Source organism: Paenibacillus sp. FSL H8-0104 (assembly GCF_038050215.1).
GTDB classification, from domain to species: Bacteria; Bacillota; Bacilli; order Paenibacillales; family Paenibacillaceae; genus Paenibacillus; species Paenibacillus amylolyticus.
The window spans coordinates 1,762,327-1,774,669 of record NZ_JBBOTC010000001.1; the positions used below are offsets into that span (position 1 = coordinate 1,762,327).

15 protein-coding genes and 1 pseudogene are annotated in these 12,343 nt (G+C 39.2%); 15 read left to right on the forward strand and 1 reads right to left on the reverse strand.

The window, feature by feature from the left end:
• Positions 1–8 precede the first annotated feature (8 nt).
• Positions 9–137 (reverse strand): epipeptide YydF family RiPP, encoded by a 129-nt coding sequence (locus NST38_RS07900; protein ID WP_036669347.1) that lies wholly within the window; start codon positions 135–137, stop codon positions 9–11.
• A 303-nt stretch (positions 138–440) separates the two neighbouring features.
• Between NST38_RS07900 and NST38_RS07905 the strand changes: the two genes are divergently transcribed.
• The 15 genes and pseudogenes from NST38_RS07905 to NST38_RS07975 all read left to right on the forward strand — a co-directional run bounded on the left by NST38_RS07905 (position 441) and on the right by NST38_RS07975 (position 12,330).
• On the forward strand, positions 441–2,162 hold the full coding sequence (locus tag NST38_RS07905) for a helix-turn-helix domain-containing protein (protein WP_341343890.1): 1,722 nt from the start codon (positions 441–443) through the stop codon (positions 2,160–2,162).
• A 330-nt stretch (positions 2,163–2,492) separates the two neighbouring features.
• Positions 2,493–3,098: an oxidoreductase gene (locus tag NST38_RS07910; protein WP_341343891.1), complete on the forward strand. Its 606-nt coding sequence runs from the start codon at positions 2,493–2,495 to the stop codon at positions 3,096–3,098.
• A 144-nt stretch (positions 3,099–3,242) separates the two neighbouring features.
• Positions 3,243–3,734: a GNAT family N-acetyltransferase gene (locus tag NST38_RS07915; protein ID WP_036669356.1), complete on the forward strand. Its 492-nt coding sequence runs from the start codon at positions 3,243–3,245 to the stop codon at positions 3,732–3,734.
• 281 nt (positions 3,735–4,015) lie between these two features.
• A complete protein-coding gene (locus NST38_RS07920) occupies positions 4,016–4,702 on the forward strand; it encodes a hypothetical protein (RefSeq protein WP_341343892.1) in 687 nt (228 codons plus the stop codon).
• 131 nt (positions 4,703–4,833) lie between these two features.
• Positions 4,834–5,142 carry a hypothetical protein gene (locus tag NST38_RS07925; RefSeq protein WP_341343893.1) on the forward strand — a complete coding sequence of 103 codons (309 nt, stop codon included), beginning with the start codon at positions 4,834–4,836 and terminating at the stop codon, positions 5,140–5,142.
• 203 nt (positions 5,143–5,345) lie between these two features.
• Positions 5,346–5,735, forward strand: a complete 390-nt coding sequence (locus NST38_RS07930) for a hypothetical protein (RefSeq protein ID WP_341343894.1) — start codon at positions 5,346–5,348, stop codon at positions 5,733–5,735.
• 501 nt (positions 5,736–6,236) lie between these two features.
• Positions 6,237–6,671 carry a DUF4279 domain-containing protein gene (locus tag NST38_RS07935; RefSeq protein ID WP_235193760.1) on the forward strand — a complete coding sequence of 145 codons (435 nt, stop codon included), beginning with the start codon at positions 6,237–6,239 and terminating at the stop codon, positions 6,669–6,671.
• A 172-nt stretch (positions 6,672–6,843) separates the two neighbouring features.
• Complete coding sequence (locus NST38_RS07940) at positions 6,844–7,074, forward strand: hypothetical protein (protein ID WP_341343895.1); 231 nt, start codon at positions 6,844–6,846, stop codon at positions 7,072–7,074.
• Between the two features lie 82 nt (positions 7,075–7,156).
• Positions 7,157–7,792, forward strand: a complete 636-nt coding sequence (locus NST38_RS07945; RefSeq protein WP_341343896.1) for a chloramphenicol acetyltransferase — start codon at positions 7,157–7,159, stop codon at positions 7,790–7,792.
• 104 nt (positions 7,793–7,896) lie between these two features.
• Positions 7,897–8,271, forward strand: coding sequence for a hypothetical protein (locus NST38_RS07950; protein ID WP_341343897.1), 375 nt, complete (start codon positions 7,897–7,899; stop codon positions 8,269–8,271).
• Between the two features lie 111 nt (positions 8,272–8,382).
• Complete coding sequence (locus NST38_RS07955) at positions 8,383–10,188, forward strand: serine hydrolase domain-containing protein (protein ID WP_341343898.1); 1,806 nt, start codon at positions 8,383–8,385, stop codon at positions 10,186–10,188.
• A 330-nt stretch (positions 10,189–10,518) separates the two neighbouring features.
• Positions 10,519–10,764, forward strand: a pseudogene (locus NST38_RS07960) (WXG100 family type VII secretion target); the annotation flags it as partial.
• Positions 10,765–10,791: 27 nt separating this feature from the next.
• Positions 10,792–11,742 carry a WXG100 family type VII secretion target gene (locus NST38_RS07965; protein WP_341344277.1) on the forward strand — a complete coding sequence of 317 codons (951 nt, stop codon included), beginning with the start codon at positions 10,792–10,794 and terminating at the stop codon, positions 11,740–11,742.
• A 12-nt stretch (positions 11,743–11,754) separates the two neighbouring features.
• The gene (locus NST38_RS07970) at positions 11,755–12,048 is read left to right on the forward strand and encodes a hypothetical protein (protein WP_338708093.1); all 294 of its coding nucleotides are present in this window, start codon (positions 11,755–11,757) and stop codon (positions 12,046–12,048) included.
• 78 nt (positions 12,049–12,126) lie between these two features.
• Positions 12,127–12,330 carry a helix-turn-helix domain-containing protein gene (locus tag NST38_RS07975; protein WP_338708094.1) on the forward strand — a complete coding sequence of 68 codons (204 nt, stop codon included), beginning with the start codon at positions 12,127–12,129 and terminating at the stop codon, positions 12,328–12,330.
• The last annotated feature ends 13 nt before the right edge of the window (positions 12,331–12,343 follow it).

The window sequence follows — 12,343 nt, forward strand, 5'->3', positions numbered from 1 at the left end:
AAGACATTTTACTTGCTTCCGCCTCCTGAACCTACAATCCAAGCACCCTCTCCAGATCTGACAAAATACCACATATCATTAACTTTAGCCAGTTTCTCCGATTTAGAAATCAATTCTTTAATCTCTAATTTTTTCATATGTATTCACCTCCTTCTAATTACCACCATTATACATGTAATTGTTATACAGACAAGTTAAAAATATGTGAAACCTATTAAATGATTGGATACTGCTGGGGATTAACGAGACTTTGATCAACATTGCTGAATCTTCGCCTAACAACTGAATATTCGTTTCCCTCATAGTGTTCTGACCATTGCTTTGCCTGAGCTGCATGACGAAGAGGTGTGCCGAGTCCGAAAATTGACAATGAGAAAGAATCTCAACTACAATAACAACAGCAATGATTATGCCTATGTGATTGTCAGGAGATGAGAAAAATGCCGCTGCAAGAACAGACAAGTCTATGGAGTGATACAACGATCAAGATGCTTGACGGGGATAGCGGTACTTTGCAGACAGGCAGCGTTTTACACGAAACGAATTTAACTTCAAATGTGCTGGTGCTGGCATATGGAGGGGAAGGGGAGCTTGCAATAGATGGCGAGGGTTGCCACATTGGAGCTTCTTTTGCCTGTCATGTGGTGAATGGATCATCCTTTACGCTGACGGCCAGATCAGAGGACATTCATTATATTGTCATTATGTACAAGGCTTCTTCCATAGAGGGTGCCTCTCTTGTTGTGCCTTCATATCGCAAGCACCCGCTGCGCAGGTCATTTGTTCAAAACTCGGCAACCCATGCGGAATGGATCGAAAACGCCGAAAAAATCGTTGTCAAATGGCGCCGCGGTGAAGGACTGGAACGTTTCTATGCCAACGCTTTGCTTCAAGGAATGATCTACGAGCTGATCATGGAGTATGAACGGGGTCAAGGGGGAGCGGAGTCCGACATGGTGGATGTAGTCGCTTCTTATATCACATCGCACTATCGTCAAAACTTGGAGCTAAAAGAGCTGGCAGCCCTGGCGGGCTGTAGTGTAAGACAGCTGCAGCGACGATTCAAACAAGAGAAGCAGCTTGGACCGATGGAATACGTCATTCAGCTGCGTATGGAAAGTGCCTCACGCATGCTGCGTCATACGGATGCGTCCATTGGGGAAATTGCTGAAAAAATGGGCTACCGCGACATGTATTATTTCAGTAGGGCATTTAAAAAATATAATGGCGTCCCACCGCTACATTACCGGCATGCCGCCGCTTCGAGAAGAGATGCAGACTATGCGAATGCTTTGCTGCAACATCGCACAGCTTCTTCCTATGAATCAGCCGAAGGCCCGGTCATCTGCCATATGCGCGGGGAGTACACCGTCACCGAAATACCACAGCGTATAGCTGTCCTCGATGTGCAATATGCTGATCATTTGCTTGCACTGGGCTTGTCTCCGGTAGGAAGTGTCGGACTTGGAAGTACCGTGTTAACGTTCCCTCAATCACTCCGGTCAGGACTCCAGCATACAGCATTACTTGGTACGTATGAATACCCCGATCTCCAGGCGGTAGAGCGACTTGCGCCGGATCTGATTATTTGCACCGAGGTGCATGATCAGCACCATGAACTGTTAAGTGGAATCGCTCCAGTACTCATGTTCAAGCGTAACGAAAACTGGCAGACCATTCTAAGTCTGTTCGGTGAACTGACAGGCAAGCGAGCAGAGGCCAAGCAGATTATCGCGGATTATCATCGCCGAACAGCTTTGCTATCCGAGGAATTGTCCTCCGTACTGGCAGGAAAAAGTGTGGCATTGATTCGTCCACTCGATTCCCTCGTGCGCGTCCATTCTGCTGCTCATCGCACAGGCGCTGTGTTGTACCGGGATCTGGGTCTGCCCGTTCCGTTATTTGTGGCAGATACCACCGACACGGCCTATCATATCTCGGTTGAGAGATTACCTGCAGTACAGGCTAGCCACTACTTTTTGCTGAGTAATGAGTTTATGCAGGATGGGATATCTGCGACCGAGCAACGTGTCTGGGGGATGCTCGATACGGATGAAGGCCAGCACATACACTCGGTCGATGCCGCAACATGGATCGGTTGTTATGGGCCGACAGGTATTAATGGGATAGTGGATCAGATTGAACAGGCGTTGTTGGCTTGATAGGTAGTTGCTGGCGCTAGCCCGCTTGCAGCGAAAGTTGGTACGCTCTACCTTTTTTAAAGTTGATATGTTCCAAATGCATCGGAAGGTCGTCGGATTCCCCATGGGATAAAGAAGGGCCTTTTTGTTTTATTACTATACGGAAGGTTCCACTGCATACTCGCGTCCTGTACAACCCTGCATATATTCAGCGTATTCAAAGCCTATTGGATCGATTGGATAAGGGGTTGAGAAAACTAATAAATCTCCCTTATTAGCCAATTCACCTTCGCAATTGTAACAATATGGGTTATCATATACGTAGTTCAGGCACAAGTAGGAGGTGACTTAATGAGAAAAAATATTGCAATAATCATACTAATGGTTGGATTGGTAATAAGCATGTACTTCAACTATCAATTCAAAGCGTACAAAGATAATCAAGAAGTTGAATACACGGTTAAACTAAATCATGGAACTCAAATGGGTATAAAAGAATCAATCTTTAATTTAGATAATGTGATAAAAAGCTTAGAGGACGGCTCTTCGAAGGAAACAGTCATACATGCCTTAGGAAATGTGGCGGTATCTTTGAAAGTTGGTGAAGAATCATTTGTCTTTCTGAAATCCGACTTCAGGGAAGATCAATTATCATCAACTTATTTAATCTATAATGTGTTTAGAGATATGTATACGCATATAAGAGTAGAAATCATAGGCGAAATTTTATCGAATAAGATATCGCTAGAAAAAGAATCGAGAAATCAACTGATTAAGGATATTGGAGTGCTTAAACAAGATTTGGAGTATATCGATAGTCAATTTAACGAGGATATTCTGAAAGAACAAAGTCCTAAGTGGATTGAAAACAGATGGAAAGAGTTAATTGGAGAGATTGTAAATCGAAATACGGATTATAAATTATATGAAAGAATGAAAACGAAATATAATCTATAATGAGTTCGTGAGAGACTATGGATATAGGCGGATAACCCCGCACCAGCTAACTGTGCTCATGCAGCCGCACCCTTTCGGGTGCTTTTAAGCCGGTGGTGGGTTAGCATCTACGAAACGACATCAAACCATAAGGAGGCCAATTACGTGATTAGATTGTGTAAAAGCATGGATACGGATGTAATGTATCAGATTATTAATGATGCAGCAAAGGCATACAAAGGAGTAATTCCTGACGATAGGTATCATGAGCCTTATATGACATTGGAAGAGCTAAAGTGCGAAATGAACGATGGTGTAGTATTTTGGGGGTTTGAAGAAAAAAATCAATTATTAGGAGTTATGGGAATTCAAGATAAGGGTGATGTATGTTTAATTAGACACGCATATGTACGAACAAACCAACGGAATAGCGGAATAGGTACGAAGCTTTTAACTCATATGGTGGCTTTAACAAATAAACCGATCTTAATAGGGACATGGGACTCAGCTGAATGGGCTAAGAAATTTTACTTAAAGAATGGTTTTAAACTGGTAGCACCTGATGAGAAGAAAAAGCTATTAAATACCTATTGGAATGTTCCAGAAAGACAAATTGAGACCTCTGTAGTCTTATGCGATAGCAAGAGGGCCACTTGACAAAATTTCAGAATATACAAGTTCAAATTAAATTAAAATTGGTTTCGTATAATATCATATTCCCGCGTAGGGGCTTGCGCCCTTTGATCTGCCCGTAATATTTCTGTGGAATGGATTAGCAGGTACATCCATTCCCTAAGATAAGGGCTATCTAAAGGGGGGCGTCGTGATGCTGGAACATTCCAGAAATTAATAAATCAAAATTTGAAAAGAGGTTTTTTCCTAAAACCGCTTATGTTTAGTTCTGGACGCTTAAGTGAAAGACTATAAGGAGGGACATAATGAAGCTTTTTCGTGGAAAAGAAGCTTTAATTCAAGATACTGATCTTATAAAACCTTCAATATATACGCCTCTTGGAACAATTGAACTTTCACTTGCTGCCTCTGGCGAATGTTATTTTCCTACTCACTGTACTCAGCTCAAACATGGCGGATTGCTCTACCAATATTACTACGACTCGTTTGATTGCGAGTTAGTGCTCTGTAATCTGAACCACAATCTTTCTTCACCTCAGGAAGTAGACGAATGCTGGGGAGCCGTATTTAGAATCAAACCCAATGCATATCATCAGATAAGCACTTGTAGCTTTTCTGCTTTGTGGAAAGAGGGATACAGCTGGGAAGATTACGGATCTGACACGGGAGAAAATCTTGAAGCTGTCGAATATGAGAATGAACAGTACCGCTTACACATAGGAACCCAAGAAGAACCACTGATAATGGGAAAAAGAAAACAAGGTGATAGGACTCCTAAATCTCTTGCTTTGAACTTTGCTTTTGAGAAGTGTAGTTTTGTCTTACATTCTGATCAAGGCATTGAAGTATCTATGACAGAGATTAATTCCCACCAGATATGCCAAGTACATTTTTTAATAGCTTGGAAGAGAAAAATAGAAGAGGATATTTCTACTTGGTTAGCTGTAGACCAGCCCACAAAAGAAATCTTAAAGGGAGAAGATATTTGGTAAACGATAAACGAAAAAAGTCTATAAGGACCAAGAGATACAACTTTGAGCAAGTGGTGGAAGAGTTGTAGTACTTTACATAAAAATAGAGGATGAATTTTGATATACGTCTAAGGTAGAAGGAGAGAATGTAAATGAACAACTTAAGCTCTCATAATTGCAATCTAAATATAAGATATGACCTGCCTGATGAGGTGTGGGCTAAAGTTTCTAAAGTATATGAGCGGATGCCAGGGTGGATTGGTTATAAAAGTGAAATTCCATATTGGTTCGGAACTGAAGAGGATGATGTTTTCATTGAAGCATCCGTTGAGGCTAGTGGATTATCATTTTATGCACAGATGGATGATAATGATTGGAATGCATGGATAGAAACATTTAAGTTGGAAGCTACAAAAGTGTTGGGTTTTGATGTTGGTGAACCTGAAGATGGATATATGTGATGAATGAACGAGGCTGTGAGATTCATGGGCAGTGAATACCGCCGCAGGATGGCACAGGTGCCTGGATGTATTGGTGCAAATCATCAATGGTAAACCCATTAAGTGGCATGATAACTCCACTGAGCTGCGTAAAATCTACAGTGAAGCATTCAAGGTGGAGGATCTAAACCAATAAAATGATCTAAGAAGGATAAAAAGAAAAAATGATAAACTCTATTAGCATTGATGAACGGAATGGGACCACATTTAATGAAGAGATAGTTATGAACCCTACATGGGCAGACAGTTTACGTTTTTTGAAAAAACTCGATGGAGATAAATTTACATTAGTTTTTTTTGAGGTATCTGACACAGGTTCAGCATTAGTTGGAGGCGGACCGGAATATTTTGTAGTGTCTATTACAATGGATGAACATATATATACGCTTATGAATGATAAGCAGGGAAATAGTGAAATTTCTCTAGTTATTGGTGGTCAGTTAGGAAATTATTGCGATAACATTTGTATAGAATTAATACCCATGCTTGAAGTGCTAAAGTATTTTTATGAAACTGGTAAACTACACGAATCACATCAATGGAAGAAAGAATAATTACTGGTCAGTTAGGGTTCTCGGGCTCGTAAACACAAGAACGCTATGTGCAATTGTATTAAAAGAGTTAGAGTAGGTGAGTTCAGTGGTGGAGAGAAAATTCAAAAGTCATTTTTTTTATATTGTTCTACTGTCAGTTCCATTTGTAGTATTAGAGATTTTACTTTTATTAAAATATCCTAACACCGGGTTAGGCAGGATTATAAGCTTGCCCATGACCTTTTTGATGAATGGTGTGATTATTCTGATCTCATCTAGTTTAGTTTATTATTTGCTTAGATACACCAGATTTAGAGTTGTTGGGCGAGTTATTCTAGGATTAACGATATGTTTAACTCTTATCGTAACAGTATGGTTGTATCCGCAGGATTCATCCAAACATATTTCAAAAACTATAGTAGAAGATATTAAGAGTTTATGGAGTAAATGAGGAATTCGCTTGGTATATATTTTCTGATTAATTATTATTTCTAAAAAATCCATACATCAATTCTTAAAGAGGTGAAACTCCTGAAAGACAAAACCAAAGTGATGGCCTATTTTTGTTTATTTGGGGATGAATTCGATCCGAATCATGTAACTTCAATACTTAGAATCGAACCTACCAATACGGCTTACAAAGGCGACATAATTAACAAAAAGCATCGAATAAAAGAAACATCATGGACATTAGGTACGGATTATGAAGAATCATTAGATGTAAATCACCAATTAATAAAAGTAGTCGATATGTTAAGAAACAAAGTAAAAGAGATCAACTCGATTCGAATTGAACATCAATTAAGAACAAAATTTTTCATTGTAATAAGAATAGAAGAGGGGAAAACGCCTGCTCTTTATTTCGATTCTGATTTTATTGAATTTGTTAATATGATTCATGCTGAAATTGATGTTGATTTGTATGCAAATCCATATAATGATGAAAAATTGGAATAAGAAAATAAAGTTTGTAAGACACGCTTTGAAGGAATGGACATTAGATAACATTATGTAGGAATAAACGAACCTTAAGGCTCATCAATATCGGATAACAAAGTGTTTATGATGTGGGACAAGTATCCTTTTTGTTGAAAATAGTGGTGTTTTTCTTAAAGGAGGATTTTAAATAATGAGAAAACGACATTCTATTGAAAAAGCGGAGTGGTCAGAAACAAGAGAGACCCATTATCACAAAGACTGCAAGGATATTGTATTTTCATTTGGCGATAGACTTATTGAAGTGGATGGCACGGTTTATTTGAAACGAAAAGAAGTCGAGATTAAGGTAATAAAACCTCTTAAACGAAAAACATTTTGGTATGAAACATGGCTAAGGATCAAAGAAATCTACAATACATAGTCTAATATAAATTCAACATGATCGCTTAAGAGCCAGTGAAGGCTGATTAATCATTTGGTGAGTAATATTTGGTGGTAATTGAATGACGATAATTTGTCTCGAAGGTGCCAGTTCTGTAGGTAAAAGTACCACTTGTCAGCAGTTCGCTACACAATATGATGCATTTATAGTTCCAGAAACAGGGTTCCTTTTTGAATCTCCTCAACTTGACGGTAAGGAACTTATGATGTGGTTGCTGGAGAGACAAATCGATAGATGGCATATAGGATATGAGAAGAATCAACAACATGAGTATGTGATATTGGATGGCGATGTATTTAAGATTTGGTACAGCTGGATATATGGTTCTGAACACCTATCTTTAGATGAAACAGCGAACTTTTTTAGAGAGAAGTTATTGAAGAATGAAATATCATTACCGGATGCTTATGTACTATTCTGGGCTGAAGAAGTTGAGCTACGCAAGCGAAAGGAGATGGATCAGACAAGATCCAGAAGAAATTTTGATAAACATCTGTGCATGATTGAACCTCAAATGAGATACTTCCATTACCTTAATGAACTGGTACCAGGATATGTGGGGATTCATAAAGCAGAGACTGTAGCAGATAATATACATCATATTGTAAAGCATTGCGAAACATTACCGGACATAAAAAAACGAGAAATCGAAATCTTTGATAAAGTAATTGATTTCTATAAAAGTACTACTCCTTAATCTTAGTGTGATTCTTATAACAGATCCCAAAGCTACTCTAGCTATGTCTTAGATAACTGACCCAATACTGCGAGTAAAGGAAAAAGAAATATGCGAGGTGCGTTATGGGCGTAAGAAAAAAATATAAACGTAAAATCGTTCGCTCCAATCGATTATTTTATTGGTATGTTGAACCGGATATAGACGATGAAGGGAAAATCAAATTACATATCGTTTCTGAGGATAAGAAGTTAATTGTCACTTATGAAGTGGGACAACATAGTATTAAGAACAAGACCCCATATATAGTCATCATCGGAGAAGAATTCGAAGGCTGGACAACAGAATATATAGGATACAGAAGAGTACTAACACCGCAATGGAGCGATGAGATCATCACGCCAAAATTAATAGGTGAAATCATTGATTGGTGCCTCTTGAAAGATAAAGAAATAAACATCGTTAATTGGAAAGGTCAAATTCTTCGGCCTCTGTCCTGAATGGAGTGTAATTGTATTTAAGAATAATTTAGATTCGTGAGGACTCTTTTGAAAACGCATACTCGAAAACAAGAGATGTAATTATCATTTCATATAAAAGGAGAGAAGCTAATGCAGATGAATCGTGGACATCACACGGTTAACAAAGTAATCGCTTGTGTTCTGTCATTCATATTTATCATTATGGCAATAGCAGTACCTGCCCACGCTGATGAGAAACAGGTTGAGACTACACCATCCAGAATTCCTTTATCCAAGTTAGAGGAAACGATTGATGCTTATGTTGCCTCGTTTGAGAAGTATACCGCTGCCGTTTCGGTTGTGGCTATCAAAGACGGTGAAACCATTGTGAATAAGGCATATGGTTACGCAGATATTGAGAATCAGCGAAAGGCGGATACCTCTACTGTTTTTGAATGGGCTTCCATATCGAAACTGTTGGTCTATACGAGTGTGATGCAGCTTGTCGAACAAGGAAAGCTTGATTTGGAAACGGATATCCAGGAATATCTGCCAGAGGGATTTTTCAAAAAGCTGAAATATGATGATCCGATTACGCTAATGAACCTGATGCATCACAATGCGGGTTGGGAAGATCAAACAGCGGCCGAGGTGTTTTATTACTCTGAGGATGAAACGTTAGAATTAGGAGAAACACTGCGTAGAAATGAGCCGAAACAGATCTATAAACCAAATAGCATAGTGGGTTATTCGAACTACGGCGTTGGTCTAGCTGGTTACATCGTGGAAGAGATAAGTGGCCAACCTTTTTATGAATATGTCAATCAACATATTTTCGAACCGCTTCATATGAACGACACTTCAATTCATCCAACGGGACAAGATCATCCAGACCTAGTACAAAGAAGGAATGAGATTGAAGGGTATACGAAAGATTTGAAACTGATCCCTGAGAACAGAGGATACGTAACATTCTATCCTGCCGGGGCAGCGATTGGGACAGCAGAAGATTTAGGCAAATTCCTTGCAGCGCTGATGCCTGTAGATGATAGCAATGTATTATTTAAGAACAGGGATACGTTAAACGAAATGTTGTCGACAAGTCTCTATTATGACGGGACTTCTACTCCGCGATTTGCGCATGGGTTTGTTGAGATGGAATACTGGGTGCCTACACTGATGCACGAGGGGAATTTGAAAGCATTCTCCAGCAAAGTTGTCTTTGATCCCGAATCTAAATTTGGGATGGTCGTCATGACAAACCAGTCTTTTGAGGAAATTTATTATTATGGACTTATCAAAGAAATTTTTGGTGATAACGTCAATTCTAATAGAATTATTTCGGAGGGGGGAGGATATTTTCAATCCGCACGACGGGCAGCATCTAAATTTACTAATTTATTTACGGCTCTTGATATAAGGAAATTCACAAAAGCTGAATTAAGTAGTTCTTATCATGTTGTCGAGCATAATGGTGTTGTTGATAAAATTTCCTTTACTCCTTACATTGATTACTTGCCTATATCGAATGTAAAGGTAAACTTGATTAAAATATCTTTTATTCCTGCTTTGATTGCCGCCATTTTCACTTTAATTGCTTTGATCGGCTATGTAATCCGGATGCTTTTTAATAAACTAAATAAACGAAGAAATCCTAACACTAATTTTAATAAATATCATCTTGCAATTAACTTTGCAGGTGTGGCACTCCTTCTTAATCTTTTCATCCTACAAACGAAGTTGAAATTTCCAAATTATCCTGCTTATTCTTCGATACGGATCAATTTATTGTTTAACCTACTTTATGTGGTTCTAGCAGTGGCGTATCTTGGCTTGCTTATGTTCAAACTACGGAAGAACAATTACAGCAAAAAGCAAAAGGTGATGTACATCATGTCCGGCATCTCGGCTGCTATATTAGCTGCCTTTGTTGTGGGGTGGAATTTGTATGTTTAGATGGGCAGAAGCTAAATATAGATATTTCAAACATTACAAAGGCTTGCGGATGACTCCTATATATAAGTGATATTAAGTGAGGTCAATTACAAAGACATAAAGACAGCAGTTCCTTATCGGGACCTGCTGTCTTTAAATTAGTTGGACAAGTATATAAACAAAGTCAAAGGTAACAACAAAAATGATCAGGGCTCTAATTTAGATCCTTCACTGGCTTAGTGCTACAGGTATTTGACACAGTTAATAAATGAACGGTAAAATCCAGATATTCCCTGAATTAAGAAACTAAGTATTTCGTTAGTAGGTGTGAGGTATTCTATGACGAGAATTATGATTACGCCAGAGCAACTTTTCGCAATTAGTAAACAGTTCTATACAGCTTATACTACTCTTCAACACATGAATGAAAGTCTTCTACGAAGCATGACTGATATAGAAGCGAACTGGGATGGGAGTACTAGAGAAAGGTTCTACTATGATTTCAAGAAGTCACACCTTGTTATGACTGAAGTTGTCACACTTATGAGTTCAATATCAACTGTGTTACATAACCATGGAGAACGATTTCTCCAAGCTGATCGCGAGTCGGAAGGGCAAGTAGACATGAACTGTTTACCACCCCCACCGAATGCTTGTGGCCCACAGGAAGGTGTAGACGATCGTAATGCAGTTGAGAAGTCTGTAGATAGTTTAAAAGAGCTAGGACAAGCATTTATACAATCGGCAGACGACCGATATCAGAAGAGATATGATAGTGTAGGCGGATTTCTGGATTACTGGACATTTGGTATTCCGAGTGGACTCGTAAACGGGTATGTTGATCGAGCTGACAAAGCTTTTGAGTCGCCTCAAGACACACTGAACTGGTTGACATTTGGAGTCCATGGAACGATTAGGGAAGCCGTTTTGCCTACAAATGCTTGGTCAAGTGAACATTGGGCAAGTATGCTTGGTACAGGTGGTATGGTATTAGGCGTCAGCTCTGTTTTCAAACCTAAGCTACATATCGATACCCCTGTCAAATACGATGGCGCGGTAGATTTTAGACAGATTCTCAGTGACGGACAACGCAATGAGCTTCCGCTTACGGATAACCAAAAGATTGAGATAAAGAGTTACTTGAACAAGCTTGATTTCCCCGAAGAAAATATCTTAATCGCACAACCTGGTTATTATGATACCTGGAATACAGGCATGATGTATAATCGCTTGGTCATCAATACGGATGTCTTACCAGCAGCAGCCCCGGGAGTAGGGACTTTGAGTGCGAATACACGCATTTCAATGAATGCTACACTAGCTCACGAGATTGTTGGGCACTATGAGGCTTCTATCGCAGGCAGATCGTTCCCACTTTATGATCTTCCTCCTGAAGTCATCAAAAGAAACTATGCTCTTGATGAGGCTCAGGCAAGTATCCGGGCAGCAAGGTTTGCTCCTGAACTCAATTCTACTGAACGGTATGCTTTATTGAGAGACGCGATGGTTAGACTTCGTAATGCCGATCTCAGAGTGCGAGATGTCAAAGGCGAGCTATTCATAGATCAGAGATAAGGAGGCCATACAATGGAAACTAAAATACTGTTTGGCGTGGGGTTAGTCTTCGATACTCCGGAATTCGGAACCATCGTTATGGGGGCTAATGAAGAGTTGGATGAACTACTTCCTTCAACAATCAAAGAGATGATCGGTAAACAGATTATCATCAAAAAAACGGATGGGGAAGAGCAAATATTTGAAGTTGTCTCTACTCAAATTAACCATTCTATAGCCGGTAAAAAAAATATCGGTATATGTTTGGGTAAAAGTATATCCCCAGACGAAATACCTGCGGGTTCAATCGTCTACTGTTATCCATGAGGAAAAATTGACAGTAGGTATACTTTGTTGAAGCTACATGGAGTGGCAGCATTCAATTCAGATATGAAGGGATACTAGATGATAAGTTATAAACCATTTCAAAAATTGTTGATTGACAGGGAGATTAAGAAGCAGGATTTATTGAGAATGACGGGGATTTCATCTGCAACGATGGCAAAGCTCAATACGAATGAATATGTATCGTTAGAGGTAATTGATAAATTAAGTACGGCATTGGAATGCCAACCTGGAGATCTTTTGGAACATCTAACAGACCAATGAAAGAATAGTATAA

Excerpts from the sequence above, each read along its gene's own strand:
- NST38_RS07900 (WP_036669347.1), bottom strand. The coding sequence starts at position 137 with ATGAAAAAATTAGAGATTAAAGAATTGATTTCTAAATCGGAGAAACTG.
- NST38_RS07905 (WP_341343890.1), top strand. The coding sequence starts at position 441 with ATGCCGCTGCAAGAACAGACAAGTCTATGGAGTGATACAACGATCAAG.
- NST38_RS07910 (WP_341343891.1), top strand. The coding sequence starts at position 2,493 with ATGAGAAAAAATATTGCAATAATCATACTAATGGTTGGATTGGTAATA.
- NST38_RS07920 (WP_341343892.1), top strand. The coding sequence starts at position 4,016 with ATGAAGCTTTTTCGTGGAAAAGAAGCTTTAATTCAAGATACTGATCTT.
- NST38_RS07925 (WP_341343893.1), top strand. The coding sequence starts at position 4,834 with ATGAACAACTTAAGCTCTCATAATTGCAATCTAAATATAAGATATGAC.
- NST38_RS07930 (WP_341343894.1), top strand. The coding sequence starts at position 5,346 with ATGATAAACTCTATTAGCATTGATGAACGGAATGGGACCACATTTAAT.
- NST38_RS07940 (WP_341343895.1), top strand. The coding sequence starts at position 6,844 with ATGAGAAAACGACATTCTATTGAAAAAGCGGAGTGGTCAGAAACAAGA.
- NST38_RS07945 (WP_341343896.1), top strand. The coding sequence starts at position 7,157 with ATGACGATAATTTGTCTCGAAGGTGCCAGTTCTGTAGGTAAAAGTACC.
- NST38_RS07950 (WP_341343897.1), top strand. The coding sequence starts at position 7,897 with ATGGGCGTAAGAAAAAAATATAAACGTAAAATCGTTCGCTCCAATCGA.
- NST38_RS07955 (WP_341343898.1), top strand. The coding sequence starts at position 8,383 with ATGCAGATGAATCGTGGACATCACACGGTTAACAAAGTAATCGCTTGT.
- NST38_RS07965 (WP_341344277.1), top strand. The coding sequence starts at position 10,792 with ATGAACTGTTTACCACCCCCACCGAATGCTTGTGGCCCACAGGAAGGT.
- NST38_RS07970 (WP_338708093.1), top strand. The coding sequence starts at position 11,755 with ATGGAAACTAAAATACTGTTTGGCGTGGGGTTAGTCTTCGATACTCCG.
- NST38_RS07975 (WP_338708094.1), top strand. The coding sequence starts at position 12,127 with ATGATAAGTTATAAACCATTTCAAAAATTGTTGATTGACAGGGAGATT.